Origin of the sequence: Bradyrhizobium sp. CCGB12 (assembly GCF_024199845.1) — a bacterium.
In the GTDB taxonomy this organism is placed as follows: Bacteria; Pseudomonadota; Alphaproteobacteria; order Rhizobiales; family Xanthobacteraceae; genus Bradyrhizobium.
The window spans coordinates 5,600,446-5,624,993 of the sequence record NZ_JANADO010000001.1 but is presented as its reverse complement, the minus strand read 5'-3'; the positions used below and the strand labels follow the sequence as shown (position 1 = coordinate 5,624,993).

The 24,548-nt window shown below is 57.3% G+C and carries 23 protein-coding genes; 9 read left to right on the top strand and 14 right to left on the bottom strand.

Features of this window, described 5'->3' with window-relative positions; translation table 11 throughout:
- Window positions 1-440: 440 nt before the first annotated feature.
- Window positions 441-1,817 carry an aspartate aminotransferase family protein gene (locus NLM27_RS25865; protein ID WP_254146009.1) on the top strand — a complete coding sequence of 459 codons (1,377 nt, stop codon included), beginning with the start codon at window positions 441-443 and terminating at the stop codon, window positions 1,815-1,817.
- A gap of 587 nt (window positions 1,818-2,404) precedes the next feature.
- Here NLM27_RS25865 and NLM27_RS25860 read toward each other — a convergent pair.
- From NLM27_RS25860 to NLM27_RS25815, 10 genes are all read right to left on the bottom strand, one after another.
- Window positions 2,405-2,656 carry a hypothetical protein gene (locus NLM27_RS25860; protein WP_254146008.1) on the bottom strand — a complete coding sequence of 84 codons (252 nt, stop codon included), beginning with the start codon at window positions 2,654-2,656 and terminating at the stop codon, window positions 2,405-2,407.
- Window positions 2,657-3,447: 791 nt separating this feature from the next.
- Complete coding sequence (locus tag NLM27_RS25855; protein ID WP_254146007.1) at window positions 3,448-3,729, bottom strand: helix-turn-helix domain-containing protein; 282 nt, start codon at window positions 3,727-3,729, stop codon at window positions 3,448-3,450.
- A 557-nt stretch (window positions 3,730-4,286) separates the two neighbouring features.
- Window positions 4,287-4,991: a hypothetical protein gene (locus tag NLM27_RS25850; RefSeq protein WP_254146006.1), complete on the bottom strand. Its 705-nt coding sequence runs from the start codon at window positions 4,989-4,991 to the stop codon at window positions 4,287-4,289.
- An 11-nt stretch (window positions 4,992-5,002) separates the two neighbouring features.
- Window positions 5,003-6,154 carry an alanine racemase gene (alr, locus tag NLM27_RS25845; RefSeq protein ID WP_254146005.1) on the bottom strand — a complete coding sequence of 384 codons (1,152 nt, stop codon included), beginning with the start codon at window positions 6,152-6,154 and terminating at the stop codon, window positions 5,003-5,005.
- Window positions 6,155-6,165: 11 nt separating this feature from the next.
- Window positions 6,166-7,254, bottom strand: coding sequence for an FAD-binding oxidoreductase (locus NLM27_RS25840; protein ID WP_254146004.1), 1,089 nt, complete (start codon window positions 7,252-7,254; stop codon window positions 6,166-6,168).
- Entirely contained in the window at window positions 7,251-7,592 is a 342-nt protein-coding gene (locus NLM27_RS25835; protein ID WP_254146003.1) for a cupin domain-containing protein, read from the bottom strand. Before NLM27_RS25835 ends, NLM27_RS25840 begins: the two co-directional genes overlap by 4 nt.
- Window positions 7,593-7,600: 8 nt before the next feature.
- Window positions 7,601-8,983 (bottom strand): lysine N(6)-hydroxylase/L-ornithine N(5)-oxygenase family protein, encoded by a 1,383-nt coding sequence (locus NLM27_RS25830; RefSeq protein ID WP_254146002.1) that lies wholly within the window; start codon window positions 8,981-8,983, stop codon window positions 7,601-7,603.
- Window positions 8,984-10,174, bottom strand: a complete 1,191-nt coding sequence (locus NLM27_RS25825) for an MFS transporter (RefSeq protein WP_254146001.1) — start codon at window positions 10,172-10,174, stop codon at window positions 8,984-8,986.
- Window positions 10,175-10,202: 28 nt separating this feature from the next.
- Window positions 10,203-11,858, bottom strand: coding sequence for a class I tRNA ligase family protein (locus NLM27_RS25820; RefSeq protein WP_254146000.1), 1,656 nt, complete (start codon window positions 11,856-11,858; stop codon window positions 10,203-10,205).
- 970 nt (window positions 11,859-12,828) lie between these two features.
- A complete protein-coding gene (locus NLM27_RS25815; protein ID WP_254145999.1) occupies window positions 12,829-13,110 on the bottom strand; it encodes a helix-turn-helix domain-containing protein in 282 nt (93 codons plus the stop codon).
- Window positions 13,111-13,529: 419 nt separating this feature from the next.
- Here NLM27_RS25815 and NLM27_RS25810 point away from each other — a divergent pair, with 419 nt between their 5' ends.
- The 3 genes from NLM27_RS25810 (at window position 13,530) to NLM27_RS25805 (ending at window position 14,765) form a co-directional block, all read left to right on the top strand.
- Entirely contained in the window at window positions 13,530-13,817 is a 288-nt protein-coding gene (locus tag NLM27_RS25810; RefSeq protein WP_254148926.1) for a DNA -binding domain-containing protein, read from the top strand.
- A gap of 167 nt (window positions 13,818-13,984) precedes the next feature.
- Window positions 13,985-14,179 carry a transcriptional regulator domain-containing protein gene (locus NLM27_RS44060; protein WP_375142272.1) on the top strand — a complete coding sequence of 65 codons (195 nt, stop codon included), beginning with the start codon at window positions 13,985-13,987 and terminating at the stop codon, window positions 14,177-14,179.
- Window positions 14,115-14,765, top strand: coding sequence for a DUF2285 domain-containing protein (locus NLM27_RS25805; RefSeq protein ID WP_254145998.1), 651 nt, complete (start codon window positions 14,115-14,117; stop codon window positions 14,763-14,765). Before NLM27_RS44060 ends, NLM27_RS25805 begins: the two co-directional genes overlap by 65 nt.
- 209 nt (window positions 14,766-14,974) lie before the next feature.
- Here the strand turns inward: NLM27_RS25805 and NLM27_RS25800 are convergent, their stop codons facing one another.
- The 4 genes from NLM27_RS25800 to NLM27_RS25785 all read right to left on the bottom strand — a co-directional run bounded on the left by NLM27_RS25800 (window position 14,975) and on the right by NLM27_RS25785 (window position 18,314).
- Complete coding sequence (locus NLM27_RS25800; RefSeq protein WP_254145997.1) at window positions 14,975-15,883, bottom strand: LysR family transcriptional regulator; 909 nt, start codon at window positions 15,881-15,883, stop codon at window positions 14,975-14,977.
- A 74-nt stretch (window positions 15,884-15,957) separates the two neighbouring features.
- Window positions 15,958-16,122: a hypothetical protein gene (locus tag NLM27_RS25795; protein WP_254145996.1), complete on the bottom strand. Its 165-nt coding sequence runs from the start codon at window positions 16,120-16,122 to the stop codon at window positions 15,958-15,960.
- A 108-nt stretch (window positions 16,123-16,230) separates the two neighbouring features.
- Complete coding sequence (locus tag NLM27_RS25790) at window positions 16,231-17,103, bottom strand: isocitrate lyase/phosphoenolpyruvate mutase family protein (RefSeq protein ID WP_254145995.1); 873 nt, start codon at window positions 17,101-17,103, stop codon at window positions 16,231-16,233.
- An 11-nt stretch (window positions 17,104-17,114) separates the two neighbouring features.
- A complete protein-coding gene (locus NLM27_RS25785) occupies window positions 17,115-18,314 on the bottom strand; it encodes a pyridoxal phosphate-dependent aminotransferase (protein WP_254145994.1) in 1,200 nt (399 codons plus the stop codon).
- A 404-nt stretch (window positions 18,315-18,718) separates the two neighbouring features.
- Between NLM27_RS25785 and NLM27_RS25780 the strand changes: the two genes are divergently transcribed.
- The 5 genes from NLM27_RS25780 to NLM27_RS25760 all read left to right on the top strand — a co-directional run bounded on the left by NLM27_RS25780 (window position 18,719) and on the right by NLM27_RS25760 (window position 24,162).
- Window positions 18,719-20,296 (top strand): ABC transporter substrate-binding protein, encoded by a 1,578-nt coding sequence (locus NLM27_RS25780; protein ID WP_254145993.1) that lies wholly within the window; start codon window positions 18,719-18,721, stop codon window positions 20,294-20,296.
- Between the two features lie 49 nt (window positions 20,297-20,345).
- Window positions 20,346-21,356 (top strand): ABC transporter ATP-binding protein, encoded by a 1,011-nt coding sequence (locus NLM27_RS25775; RefSeq protein ID WP_254145992.1) that lies wholly within the window; start codon window positions 20,346-20,348, stop codon window positions 21,354-21,356.
- Window positions 21,353-22,348 (top strand): ABC transporter ATP-binding protein, encoded by a 996-nt coding sequence (locus NLM27_RS25770; protein WP_254145991.1) that lies wholly within the window; start codon window positions 21,353-21,355, stop codon window positions 22,346-22,348. The genes NLM27_RS25775 and NLM27_RS25770 overlap by 4 nt, the downstream gene beginning before the upstream one ends.
- Window positions 22,348-23,280, top strand: a complete 933-nt coding sequence (locus NLM27_RS25765; protein ID WP_254148925.1) for an ABC transporter permease — start codon at window positions 22,348-22,350, stop codon at window positions 23,278-23,280. The genes NLM27_RS25770 and NLM27_RS25765 overlap by 1 nt, the downstream gene beginning before the upstream one ends.
- An 84-nt stretch (window positions 23,281-23,364) precedes the next feature.
- Window positions 23,365-24,162 carry an ABC transporter permease gene (locus tag NLM27_RS25760; protein WP_254145990.1) on the top strand — a complete coding sequence of 266 codons (798 nt, stop codon included), beginning with the start codon at window positions 23,365-23,367 and terminating at the stop codon, window positions 24,160-24,162.
- The last annotated feature ends 386 nt before the right edge of the window (window positions 24,163-24,548 follow it).

The following is a 24,548-nucleotide window of genomic DNA, read 5'->3' as shown; positions in this document are numbered from 1 at the left end:
ATTGATGCACGCGAGACGGTTCTCAAAGGCGCACCTCTCATCAGAGTAGGTAGTATCGCAATCCAATATGAGTGCTACCGTCTATTAGCAACTCGCCGTCCCTTTTGATGCTGCTGATCTGAGGTATCAGCAGAGGCCGCCAAACGCGGCCGTCAATAATGACATCTCCGATCCTCAGGCGGTCGTTGCGGCGCATGCGCCACGCGCCTGCAAGCAAGCTCGTTACCGTGTGATCCCGAATACTAGCAAAAACCAAACCAGGAAAGTCGCCTGAGTCGGCAGCGGTTCGGCACGAGGGCAGCTAATCTAGTTCAAGTGTGTCGCTGCGATGCGCAACTGGCTTTCGACGGTACTCAAAAGCGCAGCAGCAGGACCGGCAAGTTGTGGCATTGAAGCGGCTGTTTGCGGCCTAGTCAGAAAACGAAGGCGATGAGGATGTTGTGAATCGAGAAAACGACGCAGGTTCAAATACGGCTGGATTCTCTCGCGCTGGCAGGCGGTCCAACGAAAGCTTCGCACGAGCTCAAGAAGTGTTCCCGGATGGCACCTCGCGAGTAACGATTGGGCGAGATCCAACTCCACTCTACATCGAGCGCGGGTTAGGCAGCTATCTTTTCGATGTCGACGGCCGCCGGTTTCTCGACCTCAATTGCAACTTCACGACATTGATCCATGGACATGCCTTCGGCCCCGTTGTGGAAGCACTAACCCATCAAATTCAGCGCGGCAGTTGCTTTGCAAATCCGACGGAGAGCGAGATTGAACTCGCTGAACTACTTTGCGAGCGCATTCCGCGGATTGACCGAGTTCGCTTCGTGAATACCGGGACCGAGGCCGTGCTCTTTGCGATCAAAGCTGCACGTGCCTTCACTGGACGTTCGAAAATTGCTAAGCTCGAGGGCGCCTATCATGGTGCCTATGATTGGGTGGAGGTCAGCCAAGCGGCGACACCGGAAAATTGGGGTGACGCCATCCGGCCCAATTCTACGGCCTTCTATCGCGGGATGCCTGCAAGCGTGCTCGACGAGGTGGTTGTGCTCCGCTTCAATGACGCTGAAGGCGCACGCCGCTTGATATCATCGAATGCGCACGATCTTGCCGCCGTCGTTCTGGATCCGATGCCGAGCCGCGGCGGGCTCGTTGCGCCGAAGCCTGAATTCTTGGCGGTGGTGCAGGAATCTGCCCGCAAGAACGGGATCCTAGTGATCGCCGATGAGGTCCTCAATCTCAGGCAGGGGTTTCAGGGCGCTTCTGCACGTTACGGCCTTGTTCCAGACGTCATCACGATGGGCAAGATCATCGGCGGAGGTTTGCCGATTGGAGCAATCGGCGGTCGCGAGGACGTGATGGAGGTATTCGATGCCTCAGGGGGACGGCCACTTCTGCCGCAGGGCGGTACGTTCTCTGCCAATCCCCTATCCATGACAGCGGGGCTGGCTGCGATGCGTCATCTCGATCATGCGGCTTTTGCACATCTGGAGATCCTTGGAGACATTGTCCGGGGCGGGATCGGCCGGGCCATCTCGAAGCTGGGAGCGCCGCTCTGTGTCACCGGTGCCGCCTCACTCTTCCGCATTCACGCGCGGGCAGAAAACCCGACTGACTATCGCGACATCTATCTAAGACCTGACGACGCAACTCTAATGAAGGAGCTCACACGCTTCTTCGCGGAGAACGGCATCATCGTGCCGTATGGTGCTGCCGCATCGATTCCGTCACCGATGACGCGTGCCGACGCTGAGTTCATCGTCGACGTGTTCGCAGGCTTTCTCGAGAGCCGTCAAGACATATTGGGCGCGATAAGGGTAGGCGAGTGAACGACACTGTGTCGGAGTTCGTTTCGGTCTCAAGCCGCTAAGATGACCTTCCAGAGCCTACCGTCCGCAATGACCCCGGTTTGGCGAGGAGGGCCGGCGATACTCAGCTGGGACAGTAGTCGTAATGACCTCTGTCCATCGGCCGGTGGTCGCTCCTCTACGCTCCGCTGCACAGGTTGAGCGTCCCGACCAGGACGTCGTTACGAGGCCTCCGTTCACAGGTCCGATTGCGTATCACACCTCAGCCCGCCCGCAACCTTTTCGTCCCCGGCCAACTGTGACGAGCAAGAGCGGTACCCTCGTGCCTTTGATTGCTCCGCAAATTGAGGGCCGATATTACCAATTGGGTTTAAGGTCGGAGGGCTCAATTTGGCGGGCCAAAAAGTGTTCAGAATGCCTGCCTAGATATAGCCATGGGTGAACTCGCCGCGCGCGGTCAACCAAGACCCGACTTGATTCTTGTCCTCTAAAGCGCGAGGATCCCCGTCCTTGTTTCGCTTCTCGTGATCGCCCTACAGCCAACCCGCATGTTCAGAGGGCTTGGCGGTCTACTTTCGTGGGCTGCAGCAAGCCAAATAACCACTCAATTAAGCCGATCGTTCCCCACGCGCCTCAGGATCGTGGGGGACATCGAGCTCGATCTCGCGGGAGACCTCGAGAATAGCCTCTGGATGTTGGCCATTCTGGCGGAGCGCGTATTTGAGCGCTTGTGCCCGGCTCGCGAACAGGCCGCCAAAAATACCGTTCTGTTCGCGGACGACCCAGTTTCCAAAACGGTTCTTGCCAACAAAGACGGTCGACCTGGTGGAGCTTCCGGATGGATATTCGACAAGCTTCATGACTAACGTCCATAAGTCTGCGGCTTACATTTGGGAATTCCGCATTATTTGATGCAATTGGCTCGCTCCGATGCATGCGCGGATCGACTACTGCCCATCCTGGTCGCGCGACGGCATCGCCGTCTTCGGCTGCGAGACATCGCCGGAAAGTCTTGCTAAGTGTGCCTGCCTTTGAGTTATCCGTTAGCGTCTTCGCTATGGTTCTGTTTCTTGTTTAGATCTCTGCACTTTCCTTGCGCGCATGAGGTGCGCGGCGAACTCCACATCGAGTGTTTACCGCCGAAGCGCTGCCAGGCGCAGGGTGGCTGTTGCGGTTGTGATTGTCATCCTAGCTCGCTTGGCGCTTCCAGGCGCGAACTGCACCGCTTCTGGGACGCAGCCGTACGTAGAATTTATGGGCGTTCGTGGGATAAGTGGATTACCTGTCGGGCTTGGCATCTACAGCTTCGTTCTTGGTTCGCGCTTCAGGAATGGCGCGGTCCATACCACGTTGAGAGAACTGTCACGATTTCAGCCATCTCGCATGATCGCGCAGATCGCGGCAACCATTTGCGAAGCTCGAGCGCGAATCGTTCGTCCTTTCCAACGGCCAAATCTACAGCAAACACCGGGCGAGTAATGCTACCAATTCTAGGGAAAGGCAGTCGCACGCCCAGAGAAAATCATTCTGCGTGATAGTTGTTTTTTTCTGCAGCTTGGCAAGCCTATGACTCTGAAACTTACCGTGCGTTCAACTCAGGCAAACTATCGCCAAGCCCGCGCCTATCACGCCTGACTCTTATAGGAGAGTGCTAGTTCTGTTTGCGCCGCGGATGCGCCGGCTTGGGACCTCTGCGCAAGGTCATGGGAGGCGTCGCGCCTTTAGGCGGCTGAACAAAGAATTCAGACAAATCAACATCAAGCGCTCCCGCAATACGGTCAAGAACATCAATTGTGGGGTTCGCCGATTGCTGCTCAATGCCGCCCATATAGGAGCGGTTTATCCTCGCATCGTGTGCCAATAGCTCTTGTGGGATACCGCGATTGACGCGGATCCGGCGCACATTCCAGGCGACAAGCGCACGAGCTTTCATGCGCTAAAGCAGCCATTCCACGGGCGATCAAACCACCTGATATAGACGTACAATTGTACAATTGCGGTGGGTTCGTCCAGAATGTGGATAAGCGGGCCCGTACCTAAAGCTGGCACGGTCCATATGTGGCCGATGTCGTGCAACAAACGCTGTTGCCCGCCAAGACGGCTCTCATCCCTCGCATAAAAAGGAAGTGAAGCTACCGCACGCTAGACGGCAGTTTGGCTGAACGAGCGCAACAGACTGCTATCAGATGCATTCTGGCGATGTTCGGGGCGGACGAGTTAAAGTAAATGACGAGAGTAGCCGCTGCCAGCCGGTCGTTGACTTGGGAAGGATTATTCCCGCAGGCCGCGACAATCGATTCTCTACGAAGAGGCGCTGAATAGGGCTGCCGCCGCTTAGACGACGTCTCTCGACAAGGTGGCGCTAAGTTATAAGACAACTCGTTTGATTATCGTGTTGTTTTTGATCAAAAGCCGACGGTCCACTGTGTTGATGCCGGTCGGACCCACTTCTGCGCAAGTAGCGTCTCATCCTATATATATCCGTAAGAATCACTCTTTTTGGAAATGGAGAAAATTGCAGACGTCATGATGCTCTGCGTTGTTTAGGCGCAAGCCATAAGCAGATATGCGATTTTCCAAAAAGAGCGGATTGAAAGCGAACGCTTGGAAGCCATTCGAGCAGTCTAAGCGGACATGATTATCCGTGCGGTCTACACTCCGAACCTCGATGCCGCAAAGATCATAGTACTTCAGACGCGCTGCGGTTGCCCGATCGCTGGTTGAAAAGAGGGACAGGGCGAGATCAAAGGGCGTCTGGCCGACCAGCGTGAGGAATTCCAGTGGCGCATCCATCGTACCAAGAAAATTGAATGGCAGTATGCAAAGTATCTTTCCTTGGTATCGCCTCTTGATCTCATTGATCAGTCGCTTCCTTGCGAAGAATTTGTTTGCATCACAGCGGATGATTGCTCCGTTCCAATTTTTCAACCGTCGTGCGCGAGGTGGGCTTATGTCGATGCCAAGGTAGTCATTGTCATCGTTCTTGATATCGATGAGTCGGTAGGAACTACAGCCAACCTCGATGATCAGCTCGTACGGGGTCGAGCGCAGGAGATCGTGAAGGAAGAATCTTTCCCGCTCATGGAAATAGCGTACTTCAGGCGTGAAGTAGTCCGGACGCATGAGGCGCATGCCCTCATCGGCCAAATAGACTGATCGATTGAATTGCTTGGATTGAGGGGAGGAGGAGGTCATCGGTCATCTCGTCAACACTGAACATAATGCCTGCGGCACCTAGGCCCGATCCCGGTGGTCAGTTCATCGCTCAGCATATTCGCGGCTGAAGCCAAATCCTCTACGGTTTGCTCTGGGCAGATCAGATCCACCAAGGTGCCGGGCAGAGTCCAGCTTGTGGGCAGCTCCGTTACGTCGATGGTCATAAGGTCCATGGACACGAATCCGACGATTGCCACACGAGTACCACGTATGAAGACATAGCCCCGATTGCCCAGAATACGTGGAAATCCATCGGCATAACCAAAAGATGCGGTAGCGACACGCATCCGCGTCTTCACCTTGTACGACATGTGGTACCCGATAGCTTCCCCATGCGTCAGTTCACGGCATTGAATGATCTGCGTTCGCAGACTGACGACTTGCGACGGCTTGAAGCAGGGGTGATCGGATGTGGAAAAGCCGAAAATTCCTCCCCCGAGTCTTATGAGGTCGAAATGAAATTGGCGTCCGGCGAATAGTCCGGCCGAGTTCGAGAGAGAAAGAATAGCTTTCGGAAACAAATGGGTCAGTGTGCGAAAACGACGTAATTGTTGACGACTGACCTCGTTTTTCCACTCTGCGCAAGCAAGCTGACTCATGAATAGCGCTGTGGTTAGTTCGGACAACCCCGTTTCTTTCTCGGCGAGTGTCTGCAACTCATCTATGGGAAAACCTAGTCGAGAAAGGCCAGTATCAACATGAATACCGGCTGGCAACGCTTGATTGCGACGTCGGCAATGCCGTAGCCATCCATCCAACTGTTCCCTGCTGTTCAAGATTGGCATCAAGTTGTGGTGCTCGGCAGCCTTTTCCATGCCGGGCATAGCGCCGTGAAGCACGTAGATTGTGGCAGACGATGGTAGCACTCCGCGCATGGCAATGCCTTCGTCAACATCGGTTACGAAGAATTGCGTACAGCCAAGGCGAGCAAGAAATGGCGCTATACGTGCCGCGCCAAGACCGTAGGCGTCTGCCTTGACGACAGCGCCGCAACTGCTGCGCGGCGCAAGCGCCTGAAGTGTCCGATAATTGGATTGAATGGCGCTTAGATCGACAATCATGGTCGATCTCGAGGTGTCGCCATAGACTGTGTCTACAAGATTATGGGAGAGGTTGGCGCCGATATTGATCGTATCAGGCATAGCCTTTCACCTCATGTCGTTGTGACGACACTGCGATCCGGCGAATACAGGGACCTTATTGCCTCTTCCGCACACGCAGGTCCAAAACGAAACCCATTGCCTGCACCACCCCCAATAACGTGCAGACCAGCGATAGTTTTAGCTGGGAGGGAGAACGGGACGCCATCGTCGGAATAGCAATCGCAGAACACACGCACCGACGCCACCGCCGGCACGTCGCACGAGAACCACTTTGCCAATATCGCGGTTGCGCGCGCTAGATCATCCGAACTGACATGCAGCTCATCGGTGTCCGCCCTCACATCCCATTCCTGCGAGGTAAAGCTGAATAGCCAATACCCTTCCTCGATCATGGGAATGAGAAAGGCGTAGTCATCGAACAAGCCGATCATTGGACAGTTGGGGGTAGGGCGCGCTGCGAGATGAAGCGAGACGACCTTCTTGACCCGCAATCGCGGTCTATCTGTGAGATGCGCTACCAATGGGGAATCTGGTAGCCATGGGCCAATTGCAAGGAGGGCCCGTCTCGTCAAATGTTCTCTAGCATCCGAAGTCTGCAGAAGAATATTGCTTGGCCCCCGCCGGATCCTTTCAACAGACGTCCGTTCGCATATGGAAATCCCAAGGGCCTTGAGCCTTTGGACCATATCCTGAACAATGGGAGCTACCGGACTGTAAGACCCCCGATCCAGTTCCACGGCCGTATCGCTGGGAATTAAGAAATGCGGCAGTGACGCAAGCCGCTCTGTCAGCGCGGAAGCGGTTGATGGGGTCGTGCCGCCCACGCTAGTCGCCCGCGCGAGATCTTTGGGATGACGTGTCAGCCAAAACACATCGCAGTCGCGGCCGACCGGCCAAAGCCCATGGGGATAGATCCTTCGCCAGAATGTCGAACTAGGATTGATGAGTTGTCTTTCCCTCTCGTTACGACAGATGTTGATCTGGATTCCGGGCGCAAACCGACTGGCGCCTGCCCCAACGATATCTCGTTCGAAGATGGCGATCTTGTCCCGCGGATGGTTGCTCGCTGCGATGAAGGCCGCACTAAGGCCCATGACGCCTGCGCCAACGATCGCGAGGTCATAAATCTGATCCGTCATCGCGTGTCCTTCCAGGAGATGGACAGGGCGCTCAGAACCTCATTGCCGAGATTTTCCAAATGATGGGTTCGATCTGGTCGCAGAAACACAAGGTCGCCCGCCGTGACTGGCAACGCACCATCGTCAGTTATGACCCGGCCGTGGCCGCTCGTGATGCGCCAGATCTCCGTGGCAGCATGAGAATGGGGTCTCGAGGCCGCGAACGGCTCTAGCCAGAATTCAATGAGGTCGACGGGGCAAGTAGACTTGGAGTCACCTATTCCTTTGACGTTCTGCATCAGTACACCGGGGCTGTAGAACGTTATTTCATCCAAGGCAATCAGCTGTGCATGCTTCATAGGTACTCTCAATCGACACAGGCGGGACCGGGGGGCGCCGCTGACTTCTTCTCCGATGAACGGGAGCCCTCAAAGCCCGAGCAATACCAGTCGACGGCGCCCCTTGCAGGCCCGCAATCGTAAGCTATGCGTCCGAGGATAGAATTGAGGACTGCCGAAGCGCGCCAAGGGGTCAAACTGAGATTTGTATCAGCGATGCCATGTTGAAAGCGTGCGCCGTTCTGTACGTACAAACGACATTCTTCCGGGCCGTCGAAACGAGCCGAGAAATCTTTCCCGACCACGATCTCTTGAGAGCCGCCAGGCGCACTCACAACCATGAGACGGTTTGCGATCGGTTCCAGGAAGGAGGGGACTTCGGTGCGGTAACCTGTGGCTAAGACGACAATGTCCGTAACATGTTCTGAACAGATGCCCGTCATCTGCTGACGCAAGCCCAAGAGGAAGGGAGACGCGCCGCTCAACTTGTATGCCGTGGTATCGACGCGTATGCCTACGTGAGCCGGGTGGGAGCCCTGATCAAGCTCGCGATTGTAAAGTGCGTTGTAGATTGCGCGAAGCGTCGAAGGGTTGACGCCATCGCTTGCCAACAACTGTCGTTCAAGAAGGTGCTTGCGAGCAGCTTTGCCTTGCTCAAAGAACCAGCCGCCATATTGCGGAAAGAACCACTCATTGACGAAAGGGCTATCCTCGAGCGCTAATATGTTTGCGCGTCGGGTTGCCCAGGTCAGCGATCGCAGCGCGCCGCATGCGCCACGCAGGAGATGAAGAAATACCTCGGCGCCGCTTTGGCCGCCGCCGACGACCACAACGCGCTTGCTCGAAAGTTCGCGGCGTTGAGCGAGAAGGGTGCTTGCGTGAAACACCTCATTCGGCGGTGCATTCCTGCCCCAATCAGGAATGAAGGGCATTCTACCCACACCAAGGACGGCCGTGGGCGTTTGATACTGGCGACAACTGGTTGTGATATTGAAGGACTTGCCCCGTAGTTCGACTGCAACGACCTGTTCGCCAAATTGAATGTTGGCCAACTTTTCCGCTACCCATCGCAAATAGTCGCCAAATTCACGCCGGCTAACATGCTCCAGTCCACGGGCGATTGCCTGATATAGGCGCCGCTTTTCATGCAAGTAGGCGAGAAAGCTGTATGCGCTCGTCGGGTCCGCCGGTGTGACCAGGTCCTTGAGGGGGCTGGTTTGCATAACGGCGCCTCCTACGAGCAGACCGGAATGCCAGTTAACCGACCCGGATCTTTCGAGTATGCGCAGAGAAAGTTCCGGTATCGGAGCCGAGAGCGCTGCCAAGCTTAGATTTGCAGGTCCTGCACCGATCGCGATGACGTCATGGCTATCGCTGTGAGCCAGCGTCGCATCATCCCTACAAGGAGCCACTCAATGCTTCCTGATGGTTGAGAACACTTGAATTGCAAGAAGGACACCGTTGGCTGTGATGAGCATGACCATGCTGATCAGCAGGCAATCGACACTGCTGACTTTCACGACTTGCCCAGCGATGTATGGAAAGCCGAACAGGCCGATAAAGTATGAGAGCGTAAAGACCTGAGAATAAATGGCAAAAGATGCCTCATCATTGCCTGCAATGTGAAGGACCATACTATTCAGAGTCGAATAGCTGAGACCGTATCCTAGCGCAAAGAAGGCTGTCCCGAGGATGTAGATCGTCGTACTGCCGACATTGACGAAGAGAATGACTAGCCCTGCAATAGTGCATGCAAAGAGAAGTGCGGCTACGCGTTCAAGGCGAAATCTTCCGATGATCGGCGCAACTGCGAACCGGAATAAGACGGCTGTCACCGTGAAGGCCAAAAAGAACGTATCGGGAGACAGCGCTCGCGAAGTGGCGTAGAGCGATTGAAACGTGGAAAGACCGGCGAAAACGCAGGCTCCGATGCCAATCATCATTATCGGGTATCGCGCGTTCGATTTGAAGGCTCTTAGCACGCCTTTAAAGGTCAAACGTACAGAAGGTACTTTGATCTGAGGAGCCTGCGCCAGTGCTCTCCCGGCGAACTCCAAAAGCATGGTACCAAGGACACATGCAACCGCAAAAAAAGAGTAAACTGCAATGTAGGATCCAATGGCCTCCGCGACGGTTCGGGCGAGGGGGGCTGCAAGCCCGATGCCCAGCATTTGAGACCCGGAAAGTAAGGTGAGATACTTGATCCGGGTCTCGGCTTGCACGTGATACAACACCTGAAGCGGCGCCAGTATATAGAATACCGACCATCCGATGCCAAGAAGCAGTCCGCCGACGTAGGCGAGTAGCGGCAAGATCGATGCTGATGCGAAACATATCATCGCCGCTGCAATCATTGCCGCGGCAGAGGTGATGGTTCGCATCAAGCCTAGTAGATCCGCGATGCGGCCAGCTACAAGAGAACTCAGGATTGTCGCGATCGTACCTGTCGAAATAACTGCCCCGGCGGTCGTGGCGCTTTGTCCAATGGACCGCAGAGCTTCAACGAGGAAGAAGCTTGACCCATAGGAAGCGGCCAAGCTGGCACTGCCAAGCATAAAGGGAATTGACACCTCCAAAGAGACTGCACTGGGCAGTTTGTCCACGAGGGCCGCTTCAGGGGAGGGGGGCATGCTACGATGTTTCCTGGAAAGCTGCGATCAGTTCTGCAGTCGCCAACCTGCGGCCCTCGATCTTTGGTACTGGTCCGCTTCGCTGGGAGGAGGGCGTGGAAGCGCATGCGGCAAGCGGATGCCCCTCATGACCGAGCCAGTGCCACAAGGCTCCTGTTATTCTGGGCATCAGTGGCCATGCCAGTACGCTGAACCCCATCAACCATGTATAAGCGGTCTGAAGGTCTGGTGTGGCCTCAAGATAATCGACCCATTCGATAACCGACCTTGAGGCTCGCGATACTCGCAGATGGTCTAGCGAAAGGACGGCGCATTGTTTGCCGTAGAGCCGATCCAACGTGATCATCATCGTGCCATCGATGGAGCACTCCGTGAGTGCCGGCATTGCGTTTATGCACGCGGTGCAACGATCGATGGCTGCAGATATCCTGTCGAGAAGTGCATTGTAACGGTCGACCAACTGGCTCGGCACTAAGTTGGTCTGGGTATCTTCTGGGCAAATTTCGGACAGATACACTCTAAGTACATCGACTGACATGTTTGGAGTGCGAGCGATTGCACCCGCCCAGATCACGTGGCCTCGACTGGTGGAGAACTTCGATCCGTCCAAAAGAAGGAAATGATTAAAGAAGACCCGATCAAACGGACGAAACGAGTTCTGGCCCAATGCGCAGCCGGCGACACCGACAAGCATCGGAAGCGTGTTATCGATACCGGTAGCACTAATGAGGAACACATCGGAGTCCCGGGAAAAGGGACTCGGATTCCCGGAGCCCTCTGCATCTTTATCGCCGCAATAGAGAGAATGCGCGTAGAGCAAAGAGGAGTAGCTAAACAATATCTGCCTTGTATCGAAATGCCGCGAGGACCAAGGCAGTCCATGCAGTCCCGGTACCGTCACCCGGATTTGCTGTCCTTTGTGGACGACATACCGCCTTCCTATCTCCAGAAAGCGGGATTCGACGGCCGCGTCGTACCACGACCGTAGAAGTCGATCCGTTCCCAAAATTGAAAGGTGGGCAGAAATGTTGTCCGCCCAGTCTACGATCCGCCCTCGCTTCGATACTGGTTTCAGCGCTTCATCGGGCTCGAAATGATGGCCGCATTGTTCGCAGAAGAAGCTACCCGCAGATGCCCCGCAGACAGGACAAGTTGCACCAAGCCAGGCGCCAATGCAAAATCGTTCTTCTTTTGGTGTGGCGGCAGAACCCGCATCGTCCATTGGCAAGCGCACTGCGCGGAACTGTAGGGAGCCAGCTGCATACAGCGCATCCATCAGGGCTTTGCTGACATTCGTAAAGCGCCGCAGATTATTGCCATGCGCTGGATCGTCGAAATGATCGAACACGATGCTTAGCGAGGCGAGATCATCAAGAATTTCGACATGGAAGCCATGTGCCATGTCCGACGGGTCAATGTTCTCACGAGCCGCTCGGACCAGAACATGGTTTTCGAAACCATCTGTCGTCAGCCCAGAACGGACATGATGCCCCGCGCGCTTCAGGTGCCTTTGTAAAACGTCCATTCTGAGAAATGGTCCAGCAGCGTGCCCCAGGTGTGCTCTGCCATTGGCCGTCAAGTTGACAGGGGAGATATACACATCAGCAGGATACGGATTGGCTACATCTAACCGTGGAATAGGTGGGCTTCTGTTCATGTCTATTCATCCATTCATCCCACAAATATCCACGAAGACATGATGACGCTCGCGAGCGGCGTGAGAGCCGTCCTGCACCCAACGTCAACTGTCTCGAGGCAGACCGTTGCTTCGTGTGGTAGTGGACGGCGTAACGGCGTAAATGGACCAGCGTTCACTTCGAGGATCAATTACCAGGATTGGTAGTTGATCGGAGCGTATCTGGTGATGAGGGTGCAGGAGGTGCGGCGGGTCCCCTTAACGGAATCTCTTATGGGCCGCTTCGAAACTTAAAAGCTGTCCATCGTATAGAGTCGGTCAACTCCAGTGTGTAGCTTGCAACGACTCGCGTCCTCCTGAGGTCGCGAGGGGGCATCCTACGAGCCCAACGTATGCTAAGAGCGTTTGACGGGGGACTACTCGCGCAACTGCCGCATCAACTCCTGCCCTTCGGCCCGTGTCGTTCGCAGATGCGCGGACACGCTGACCGGTCGCCGATCTCGAGCGGAGCGGATCTCCACGAAGACGAGGACCGTCTGTCAGACGTCACCTATGGAGTTGACCCGCGGTCGGCCTCATCTGGCTCTTTGATCTCGGGGACCATTCATCATGGCGTTCAGCGACTTCGGCATCGAAAAGCTGGTAGAGCTCATCAGGATGCACAAGGAAAACCCGGAACTCTTCAAGCGGTGAAATCGTTGGGTTCGCCGTAGGCCGCTAGCTCGTGATAATCTCGATCCGCGCTGGTCTTGTTGGGCATCCTCGGGAGTTGTGGCGGCCCTGCAATTCGGCTCCCAAATGGAAGACGAGGCGGGAGGAAGAGCTAAAATGGCACGGCTGAGGTGATCCGACCGCAAGAGCTTGTTACGGTTCACGGCTGGAGTTTTCTGAAGGGGGCAGCAACTTCTGTCAGGCCGATGAGGTTTGCGGCATTTGCGAAAGTGATGTGAGCCGCTTGGACAGCAAGTACAAAGATCGTGCCTGCGAAGTGTTATTTCTTTCTGCCACGTGGGGGCACGGGCTTGCGACCCTTACGCAGGGTCTTGGGAGCCGTGGCCCCTTTAGGTGGCTGAAGAAAGAATTCAGACAAATGAACCCCAAGCGTTTCCGCAATACGGTCGAGGAGATCGATTGTCGGGTTCTCCGATTGCTGCTCTATGCCGCCCATATAGGAGCGGTCGATCCTGGCATCGTATGCCAATCGCTCTTGCGAAATACCGTGTTCTACGCGTATCCGGCGCACATTCCAGGCGACAAGCGCACGAGCTTTCATGCGCTAAGGCAGCCATTCAGACGCCCATCAAACCACTGGCTATAGCCATACTATTGCGGTACGTTCGTCCAAATGCAGATGAGCAAAGGCCGCGCGTAAGCCGAATGAAACAGCCGGCAACGATCCAGATCTCGCGCCGAATGAGCCTGTGCTGACGAGCTTCTGCGCTCCGATGTCGATCTTTTGGTTCGGAGGCTGGACGCAGTCTGCGGATCGAGCGGAACGGACGGCGATCAAATGCATTCTGGGGATGGTAGGAGCGAAGGAATTGAAGGGAACGAACGAGGGCCGCCAGCGCCTTTAGGTATTCATTGACTATGGCCAGAATACTCCTGCAGGCCGCGACAATCGGTTCTCTACGAAGAGGCTGTGAATACGGCTACCGTCCCTGAAATCGAGGATTCTCAATCTGGTAGGACATTCAAGCAGTGCCGTCCGATCCCAAGATCGCAGATTTCGCGCCTGACGCGCCCCAGCTCACGCCATATGACGAGCAACATGCCGTCACGTATATGCGTCTCTTGGATGCCGAGGCCGATAACGCTGATTGGCGGGACGTTGCGCGCATTGTGCTGGGTATTGATGCTGCCCTGGATCCGGATCGCGCCCGCCGTACTTTTGAAAGTCATCTGGCTCGCGCCAAGTGGGCGGCGGCTCACGGATTTCGGCATCTGCTGCAACGCGGTTGGCCGAAAAGTGAGGAATAAGTGCGTCCGAAACGGACGTCACCTCTGGTGATCACCAATCGCAAAATTTGATCGTATCATCACGTAACTGCATCGATCGCGAAGTATCTGCATCCACGCAACCAGAAATAGTCATATTCGTCGGGCGCAATTCCCTTTAGTTGTGTTAAAACAGGGAAAGTGATGCGATGCCAAGTGCTGACTGGAGATCGGCGAAAGCCTATCCTGACGCTAAGGATGCCGAAGCTGTGGACATAGCCTGGGAGTGGCTGCGCCGCAATGGCGAGTACCAACGGGACTATATGGCCCTGGCTATGAGTGAACGATCCGGCGCGATGGCGGATCATTTCCGGCAGCAGTGGGGACTGTCTTTTCGCGGCTGATCCCCAAAAGACGTTCGACCAACAAGCCATTTTCTGGGCGCCCGAAGTGCTGGCGACCGTGCTGCCCGTGCGCGCGGCTGTCCGCTCGCCAGCGTGTTACGATCTGGACCTAAGAAAACTGGCGGGTAGCGAGCTTCGCCATGCGCCGGATGGATGGCATGCCATCGTGGCACTCGGAGGAGAAAAACATCGCCTGTGGCTAACAGAACTTCCGCCGAGCAGTTCATCTCTTGCCCTCGACCTGCCGTTCGACCGCAATTTCGAGGTTCGTTTGCGGGCAGCTCATCGATTTTGGCTGGCGCTCGAGCGGCGGCCCCTCGGACCACCCGCTCTGGCGCTACCAATCTCGAGCCGTCATCAGCTCATCCTCGCCATGCGTGCAGTCGATGGGTCCGTAGAAGGACACAGCTATCGAGAAATCGCACAAGGCTTGTTCGGCAAGCATCGCATTCCCGATCGCGGCTGGAAAACGCATGATCTGCGTAGCCGGACCATTCGCCTGGTCAAGTCCGGGCTGCGCCTCATGCGGGGCGGCTATCGCACACTGCTCCGTCGCAATCGTAAAGGCAGGGGAGATACGACCTGAGCTTTTGGTATCGGCTGGCCGGGGATCTCACAAACGAAGGGCAAGTTTGAAGGCGAAGGGTTGTGGCAGGGGGCCAACGTCTTGGACTGCGGGCTGACGGCGACGCTTGCTAACGACGAGCTCGTCCGCGATCGGAACAGTCTGCATGTGCAAATGGCACGCTAGGAGCCAAAAGATCCATCAGACATCTGCTATGACCCAATACGCGATTAGGTGGCGTCCGGAATGGCGGCCTTTTTACAGAGCCGCGCGACCCATCGGCAAAAGGCGCGAGCGACCTCGAGATTGTCGCTTCGATCCATCGCATAAGCTCGATACTGCATGCCGCTTGAAGTACGCGATCCCGGTATGACATGGAGCGCCCCTGTACGCACGAGATCACTGACAATGATTTCCGGCGCCACCAGCAGGCATTTCCCGGTTATGACCGCCGGCAAAGCAAGATAATTATGATCGTATCGCGCCCCCGATTTGATGTCCTTTGCAGTCAGGTTCATGGCCCTGAGCCAAGTGGGCAGTATGTCGGGCCGCGATGTGATGTTCAGAATCGGCATCGAACGGACAGTTGAGAGCGTTTTTCCCATGACGTGATTTGGAGACCCTACGCATACGAGCATCTCATTGTGGATTGCCCAATCGTCGGCTGGTTCAGCGACACAAAGATCGCGGGTAAGCAGAATATCGAAATTGTCGGAAGATCTCGGCGGAGACAATGAGCTGATCACGTCGACGACGACACCGCCCATCTCGGCAGAGAACGCCTGGAGATTCGGTATCAGGAAGGAGTAGGCGAAGGTGGAAAGAGACGTGTGGACTACGAGCCGATTGGCATCCGTTCGGTTCCCGCGCCGCATTCTCTTCGCAGTGAAACACACTGTATCAAGCGGTTCGGCCACGGCATTCGCAAACAGCCTTCCGAATTCTGTCAATTCACTCCGCCGGCCTCGACGTTGAACAAGATCGGTGCCAAAGTAGTCCTGTAACACAGCCAGATAACGACTGACCGAACTCTGTGTCGTTCCCAATGTGCTCGCCGCGCGCGTTACGCTTCCCTCGCGCGCGATGGTCACAAAGACCCGGATAGCATTGAGCGGCACTTCATTGTGTTCGGCAGCCATTGTGTGCTCCGGTAGCTTCTGGGGCGTCCGCTGATTGTCGCGGCAGGCAGGCCATTGCCAGAAGCTCCATCACATTATTCGATGTCTATCGCCGGATTGCCGCTTATAAGCGACGTCTGGTGCACAAAATCCGCCTTCTTGACGATTCGTGGGATCTGGCGCGCCGACTTCGATTTATCGCTGGCATCTTGAAAGGTATCTCCGGGAAGGAAGGCGACCGCTGATGTCGCAATCGACATCGAGGGTCGTCGAGCTGACAGGCCCCGGACCTTTAAAGATCTAAGGACCATGCTTGAGGAGAGCTCGGTTGAGTGCGGTTTCCCGTTAGCAGGTAGCAATCGCAGCGTTCAGCGAAGAAAGCGAGCTTCCGCCGCTTTGACCTCGTGCATGTTCTGAATTCTGAAAATCTCATCCACCGGCACAATATCCTTGTGGACATTCTGGACGCCGCCGTCAGCGATGATCCGGCGGAAGGTCTCCTGCATGGCGGTTGCAGCAGCACGAATACCGTAATTGCCATAAATCATCATGCGGATATTGCCAAGCATTTTGACCCGTTCGGCGTCGAGGTCAGGATAGGCGTTCGGCACGATCACCAGCGGCACCGTTCCGGTCCAGGCGCGCGAAAAGCTTTCGATCTCGCAAGGAGTCGTGCTTTTCGAATGGATCAGGATCATGTCCGCGCCAGCCTCCCTGTAAGCGTGTGCCCGATGCAAGGCTTCCGCTTCGCCGAGGCTGGCGATCAAGGCTTCCGTACGGGCGATGACGAGGAAATCCGGGTCCGATCTCGCCGTGATCGCTGCCTCGATCTTCCCCTGGAATTCTTCAGTGCGCAACAGATCCTGGCGGCCCCCGGCAAAAAGGCTCGTGACTTTTGGAAAGGTCTTGTCCTCAATGACAACGGCACTGGCGCCGGCCCGCTCATATTCGCTGATAGCGTGAATGACGTTAAGCGCATTGCCATAGCCTGTATCAATGTCCGCGACGATCGGCAGCTTCGTGCGTCCGGCGATCGCCCGCAGCATGTCGAGGTGCTGTGTCATCGAGATTAGGCTCATGTCGGCCAGCCCATAAAGCGCAGACAGCTCAAAACCGGAGGCCCACACTCCGTCGAATCCGGCTTCTTCAGCGAGAATCGCTGAGAATGGGCTGTGGGCTGCCATGATGTGGACAAGGCCAGTCTCGGCCATGCGCGCACGGAGGCGTTTAGCAGAGGACATCGAAGTATCCTTCAGGACAGGCTGGCGCAGGCAGCGATGATCCGGTCACAGGCGCGGGTGAGGTCCTCGGCCGAGGAAGCATAGGAGATGCGAATATAGGGCGAGACCATGAAGCCGCTGCCAGGCACGACGGCCACGGCGAAAGCGTCGAGCAGATACATGGCAAAATCACTGTCAGTCTCTAACATCTTGCCGTCCGGCGTTCGCTTTCCAATGACCCCCGCGCATGAAGGGAAAACATAAAAGGCACCGTCCGGCACACGGCAAGCAAGCCCCTTGGCCTGGTTTAGTTTGGCGATGACAAGATCGCGGCGCTTCAAAAACGCGCGCGCGAACTCCTTGATATGGTCCCGTCTCCCTGACAACGCCTCGAGCGCGGCATATTGAGAAACAGAGCTGGTGTGCGAAGTGGTCTGGCCCTGGATGAGGTTCATGGCCTTGATCAGCGCCAGAGGCCCGGCACCGTAGCCGACGCGCCAGCCGGTCATTGCGTCTGCCTTGGACACGCCGTTGACTGTTAAGGTGCGATCGTAGAGGTCCGGCGCGACTGCGGCCATCGTTGCAAAGCCACCGTCATAGGTGAGCTTTTCATAGATGTCGTCGGAAAGCACATGGACCTGGGCATGCTTGCGCAACACCACCGCGAGCGCGAGCAAATCACTTCGGCTGTAGACCGCACCGGTCGGATTACATGGCGAATTCAACATCAACCATTTGGTGCGCGGCGTGATCGCCTTCTCGAGCGCGTCGGGGCGCAGCTTGAAGCCATCGCGTTCACTGCAGGCGACGAGCAACGGCTTGCCGCCGGCCAGGGCCACCATGTCGGGATAGGAGACCCAGCATGGGGTCGGGATCACAACCTCGTCGCCCGGATCGAGGCTGGCAAACAGTGCATTGAATACGACCTGCTTGGCGCCGCAGCCCACCGTGATCTGATCAATTCCGTAGTCGAGCCCATGATCGCGGCGCAGGCTCTCGCCGATTGCGGCCCGCAGTGGCTTGATTCCGGCGACCGCCGTGTACCTCGTTTGCCCGGCACGGATGGCGCGGATGCCAGCTTCACAGATCATCGACGGCGTATCGAAATCGGGCTCGCCTTGGCTGAGCGTAATGACATCGGCGCCCTGATCTCGCAGCTCGGCGGCGCGAGCCGTCATGACCTTGGTTTGGGAGGGACGGACGACCTTGAGTCGTTCTGAAATGAGAGACAAGTCACGATTTCCTGCGCGTTCGGATGAACAGTTTCTTGCGATCTATCCGAACTCGAACGATCAAACGAACCAGGTGATCAAGGCTTTCGATAAAATCATCGAACATTACGATGATTGTATCGCTTTCCCCGTGCGGCGCTGTTGGGAGTCCGCATGAAGCGTTGCGGCTTGGTCTTTCCCTCTTCAGCCCACGACGCGAGTGCCAAACATCGCATCTTTGCAGGTTGGCATCGACTTATTCGATGGATGTCATCCTGCCGTAGCAGTTCAGGCTTTTAAGGTCGCGCACAATCGCAAATTGAACGACATAAGCGTTCAATTTCGTTGATTGGCGAAGGTCCGTGCCGGTCTAAGAATTCGCGGGCGTGGCATTGGTATGAATTGATGTGGAACCGGAGGCGGAGATGACTATCGATCTGACGCGGCGGCAAGCCATTGCAGCTAGTCTTGCCGCAGGCGTGCTCGCCAGCACAAGCGCCAGCGCTGTGGAGAGTGAGCCTAAGACCTTGACGCGTCGCCGCCTCAAAGTCGGCATGTCCGGATATCCGCGATCCTTCGACCCGGTCATCGCGACCGATACGGCCATTCGCCGCATCATGCCGCAGCTTTTCGATACGCTGATCACCTTCGACCACGCCCGCGACATGGCGCTGCGGCCCGGCTTGGCCGAGCGTTGGGAGCGGATCAACGCGCAGTCGCTGCGGCTATTCTTGCGCAAGGAAGTCGTTTTCCACGATGGGACGCCTTTGACGGCTCAAGATGTTGCCTTCAGCCTTGGTCCTGACCATCTGCTGGGACCTGGACGCAGCGGGATGTCCGATGCGCTTCAGTCGCTTGACCGGCTCGAGAAGGTCGAAATCGTTGATCCTCACACCGTCATCGTGCATGCAAAGGGCGGCGATGGGCTCCTCGAGCAGCGTTTGGCTGCTTGGGGTTCGGAGATCGTGGGCCAGCGCGCCTTCCTGGCGGCGGGTTCCTGGGAGCGCTGGTCCACGGCCCCTGTCGGAAGCGGTCCCTACAAGCTCGTCGATCACAAACTCGATATTCATGTCTCGTTGACCGCCCACGATGCGTATTGGGCCGGGCGGCCGCCATTCGATGGCATCGAATACCGCATCATTCCCGAACTTTCCGCGCGCGTGAACGGCCTGCTCGCCAGCGAGCTCGACATCGCCACTGACATTCCGCCGGACCAGTTCGCGGGCATCCAGAAGCGTGCTGATCTCGAGGTCGTGGGTGGTGCCGTGCAGAACATCCGCTCGCTCGCCCTCGATCAGACCGATCCCGTTCTGAAAGATGCGCGTGTTCGCCGTGCGATGAGCCTTGCGCTCGATCGCAAGCTGATCGTGCAAAGCTTGTGGGAGAACCGGGTCCCGATTCCGAACGGCTACCAGCTGCCGAGCTACGGGGAAGGCTACATCAACGAATTCCCCTCGCTTGCTTATGATCCCGGCAAAGCCAAGGAGTTGCTGGCTGATGCCGGCTATAAGGGAGAGCAGATCACCTATCGTCTGCTCAACAATTACTACCCCAATCAGGTCTCTGGCGCGCAAACGATGATCGAGATGTGGCGTGCGGTTGGCCTGAACGTCAAAATTCAGATGATGGAAAACTTCGCGCAAGTTCAGCGCCAGCCGGTCCGTGCCATCTTCGATACATCAAATACGGCGCTGTTCCTGGATCATCTTGGCCATCCCTGGCGTGAATTCGGTCCGAGCGGCACTCTGCCAAAGTCGATCGGAGTCTGGAGGAACGAGGAATATTTTGCGCTCGGCGCCAAGCTCCTGGACACCGTGCAGAGCGATCAGCGTCGGCCGATCATCCGTCGCATGCTCGAGATCATCAGCGAGGTCGATCCACCTTGCGTGGTCCTGCACGTCTCAGGCCAATTCTATGGCAAGCGCCGCGATGTGCCATGGCTGCCGGGACTGACGCTCGACCTCAATTTCGGCCCATTCAACAGAGCTCTGATCCGGACCTGATCGCGATGAGGCATACCTTGAATTGGCCTAAGCCGTTGCGGCCTCTCTGATGAGGGACGAGCAGGGATCTTGCAGGGAGGCGATTCTTCAGATCGCCGGTTTGCGTGTCGCGTTCGACGGTGTGCCGACGCTGCGCGGAATCAATCTCGCGCTCGCGCGCGGCGAGTCGCTGGGCATGGTCGGTGAAAGCGGTTGCGGCAAATCGGTGACTTGGCTTGCTGCGCTTGGACTGTTGACGCACCGCGCTAAAGTAACGGGCAGCGTACGCTTGGCCGGAGAGGAGTTGCTCCAAGCACCAGCCTCTCGCCTCGACAAGGTACGCGGCGGACAGATCGCCATGATCTTCCAGGACCCAGCGAGCGCGCTTAATCCTGTGCACAGGGTGGGCGATCAGATCATAGAGTCCTTGCGGCTTCATCGTGGTATGGATCACCGCACGGCCCTTGCCGAAGCGCGGCGTCTGCTCGACCAGGTCGGCATACCCGATGCAGCGCGCCGGCTTGGCACTTATCCGCACGAATTCTCCGGGGGACAGAACCAGCGCGTCATGATCGCCATGGCGCTCGCAGGACAGCCCGACATCTTGATCGCTGATGAACCCACCACCGCCCTGGACGTCACTATTCAAGCGCAGATCCTTGAGCTTCTGCGGCAAATCCAGCGCGAGACAGGCATGGCGCTGGTCTTGATCTCGCATGATCTCGGCGTCGTCAGCGAAATCTGTGAACGTGTCATGGTCCTTTATGGGGGGCACATCGTCGAAGAATTGCCCGCCTACCGTCTCTTCGACCAAGCTGCTCACCCATATACGAGAGGCCTTCTTGCGGCTCTTCCAAGTCTGGATGGACCGCGGCAACGCCTCTTCGCTATTCCCGGTGTCGTGCCAAACGCAGCCGCGTTTCCCTCAGGCTGTCCTTTCGCTCCTCGATGCGATCGGCGGATCGGACGCTGCACCGAATGGGCGATTGAGCTCGCCTCGCTGGATGGCGACATCAGACACAGGTCTGCCTGCTTGCATATCTCGAGTGAGCCGCCCGCGGCTGAGGTCGTGGCTGCATGACGAGGACTGCGCCGATCCTCCAAGCAGACGGGCTTGTCCGCAGCTATCGATTGCCCCAGGGTCTTTTCCACCCTCCAGCGATGGTCCACGCGGTCAACGGGCTTTCCCTTCAGCTGGCTCCAGGCGAAACCCTCGGACTGGTCGGCGAATCCGGCTGCGGCAAGTCGACTACGGGCCGTCTCCTGATCGGCCTGGATCGGCCGGATGCTGGCAAGGTGAGTTTCGGCGGAGAAGCTTTGCCTGCTATCGACGACAGTCGATGGCGCCGGCTCAGGATGCGAATCCAGATGGTGTTCCAGGATCCGCTAGCTGCGCTCGATCCCCGTCTGACGATCGGCGCGCAAATAGCCGAGCCGCTCGAAATTCATGGGCTTGGCAGCAAGTCGGAACGAGAGGGGCGGGTCAATGCGCTTCTTGCCGATGTGGGGCTCAGGACCGATCACCTCAGGCGCTTTCCGCATGAGCTTTCAGGCGGCCAGCGCCAGCGCGCCGTCCTGGCTCGGGCGCTGGCCACCGATCCAGATCTCATTGTCTGTGACGAGCCAGTATCGGCACTCGACGTCTCGATCCAGGCGCAAGTGATCAATCTTCTGCGGGACCTGCAGGAGCGGCGGCGCATGGCGATGATCTTCATCAGCCATGATTTGCGAGTGGTCCGGCTGATCAGCAATCGGATTGCTGTGATGTATCTCGGTAGCATCGTCGAGGAAGGGGCGTCCGAGGCGGTTCTTCTGGATCCCTTGCATCCATATTCGCGGGCGCTCGTTTCAGCGGTGCCAAGACCAGGCAGACATCGCTCTCGCGCCATCCTTCAAGGAGATCCGCCCGATCCGGCTGCGCGGCCGAGCGGCTGCGCATTTCATCCTCGCTGTCCGGTCGCTCTTCCGCTTTGCGCGCGGTTCGCCCCAGAGCTCAGATCCGCTCCTGGCGGGCGGCGCGTCGCCTGCCATCTGGTCGGCGATCGCAGTGCCGAATTCGACAAGGAGACATGATGGCTCGCTTCATATTGGTCCGCTTGGCACGCGCGCTCCTGACCATCGCAATCGTGGTCACATTCGCATTCGCGGTGCTTCGCGCCTCTGGCGATCCCGCCCTGGCCTTGTTGTCGCCGGAAACCCCGGCGGAAGCGATCGAGGCTTTCCGAAAGGCTTGGGGGCTCGATGCGCCACTCTGGGTGCAATACGTCAGATACATCTTTGCGGTGGTTCATGGAGATCTCGGCCAGTCGATGCGTGACGGGCGTGCCGCGATCACCGTCGTTGCCGAGCGCATTCCTGTCACGCTGACGCTGACTGCGCCTGCACTTATCCTCAACCTGATGATCGGCATTCCGGCAGGCATCTACGCCGCCCTCAAGCGGGATAGTCTCGCGGACCGATTGGTGATGCTGGCTGCCGTCTTGGGCTTCACGGTGCCATCTTTCGTGCTCGGCCTCGTGTTCGTACTCGCTTTCGCAGTCGAGCTCCCGTGGTTCCCCTCGGGCGGCGCGGGCACTTGGCGCCATTTGATTCTGCCCGTCATCACGCTCGGTCTGGGCGGCGCGGCCGTTTTGGCGCGCTTCAGCCGCAGCGCCATGCTCGAGGTGCTCGGACAGCCCTACATTCGTACCGCGAGCGCCAAGGGCGTGCCTTGGGCCAGGGTCGTGGCCGGTCACGCTCTGCCCAATGCCGCGATAGCCCTGTTGACCATCGTCGGCTTCATGGTCGGAAATCTCATTGCGGGAACGGTGCTCGTTGAAAGTGTATATTCGTGGCCAGGCCTTGGCAGCCTGCTGGTCGTCTCGGTCGCCAGTCGCGATTTGGCTGTCGTCCAATGCATCCTGCTCGTCGTGGCCGCCGCCATGATCACCACCAATCTTACGATCGATCTGCTTTACGGCATGCTCGATCCGCGTTTGCGCCAGTTGCGCTCTGGGAGACGATAATTGTCGAGCACTTCCGCAGACCAGGTTCTGCCGTCTTCAAAGACGCGAAAGGTGTGGTGGTGGTGGCGCGACCGAGCGATCGGAATGGCAGTTGCCTGGCTGGTTCTCATGCTTCTTGTCGCAATCTTTGCTGATCACCTCGCTCCTTATGACTATGCAGCCCTCGACCTTCATCATCGCCTCGCTGCACCTCTTGGCCTAGGCGGAACCATGGCGCATCCCTTCGGTTCAGATGAGCTCGGCCGGGACGTGCTGGCGCGCCTGCTCATATCCATCCGCATCAGCCTACTTATTGCTTTCGGGGCGACGTTGATCGGGGCCGTCCTTGGCATCACGCTTGGCTTTTTGGCCGCTCACTTCCGCGGCTGGGTAGAGCAGGTCATCCTCGGCTGTGTCGATTTCCAGGCAAGCATGCCCTTTCTCGTTTTGGCGCTCGCGGTGCTTGCTTTCTTCGGTAACTCGCTTCTCCTCTTCGTGGGGCTCATTGGCCTGCACGGATGGGAGCGCTACGCTCGCATCACCCGCGCGCTTGCGATGAGTGCGAACGAGCAAACCTATGTGATCGCCGTACGGCAGCTTGGTGCAAGTCCATGGCGCGTCTACCTGCGCCACATCATGCCGAACATCGCCTCGAGCTTGATCGTCACCATGACGCTCGCCTTTCCGGACATCATCCTGCTCGAGAGCGGCCTTAGCTTTCTTGGACTTGGGGTGCAGCCGCCGCTTACATCGCTTGGCAATATGGTCGGCTATGGTCGTGACTATCTGACCCGTGCTCCCTGGGTCCTTGTGCTCCCTTCGCTCGTCATCTCGCTCACGACTTTGTCGATTTCGCTCGTCGGCGATTGGCTGCGCGACCGGATCGACAAGACATTGTCGTGAGCTCCGGAGTCCCGGCGGCTGATCGCTTCGCACAGCAACATTGCCTTGCGACCAGCTGCACCGATCTGGCGCCTGTGGCAGTCGGACAGGGAAGGGCGCTTCGTTGACCCGGGGCAGGATCGGCAGCGGCCCGAGCGGCTGGGCTTAATGGACCGCCTCGGCATTTGAGCTATGCTGCCAGCGGCAAAGCCGTCTGCGCGCGTTTCGGAAACGTGGCGATATCGTTGATCGGGTGCATGATTAGTCATGAGATGGCATAAATGCGTACCATCGTCTTGAGCGTGAAGGCGAGACTTCAAAGCGGCCCGTAATCATCTGCCGGCGGCATACGGCGTCCACGATGAGCTCGGGACAACTTCACTAGGACGAGACCGCCGCGCGCGAGC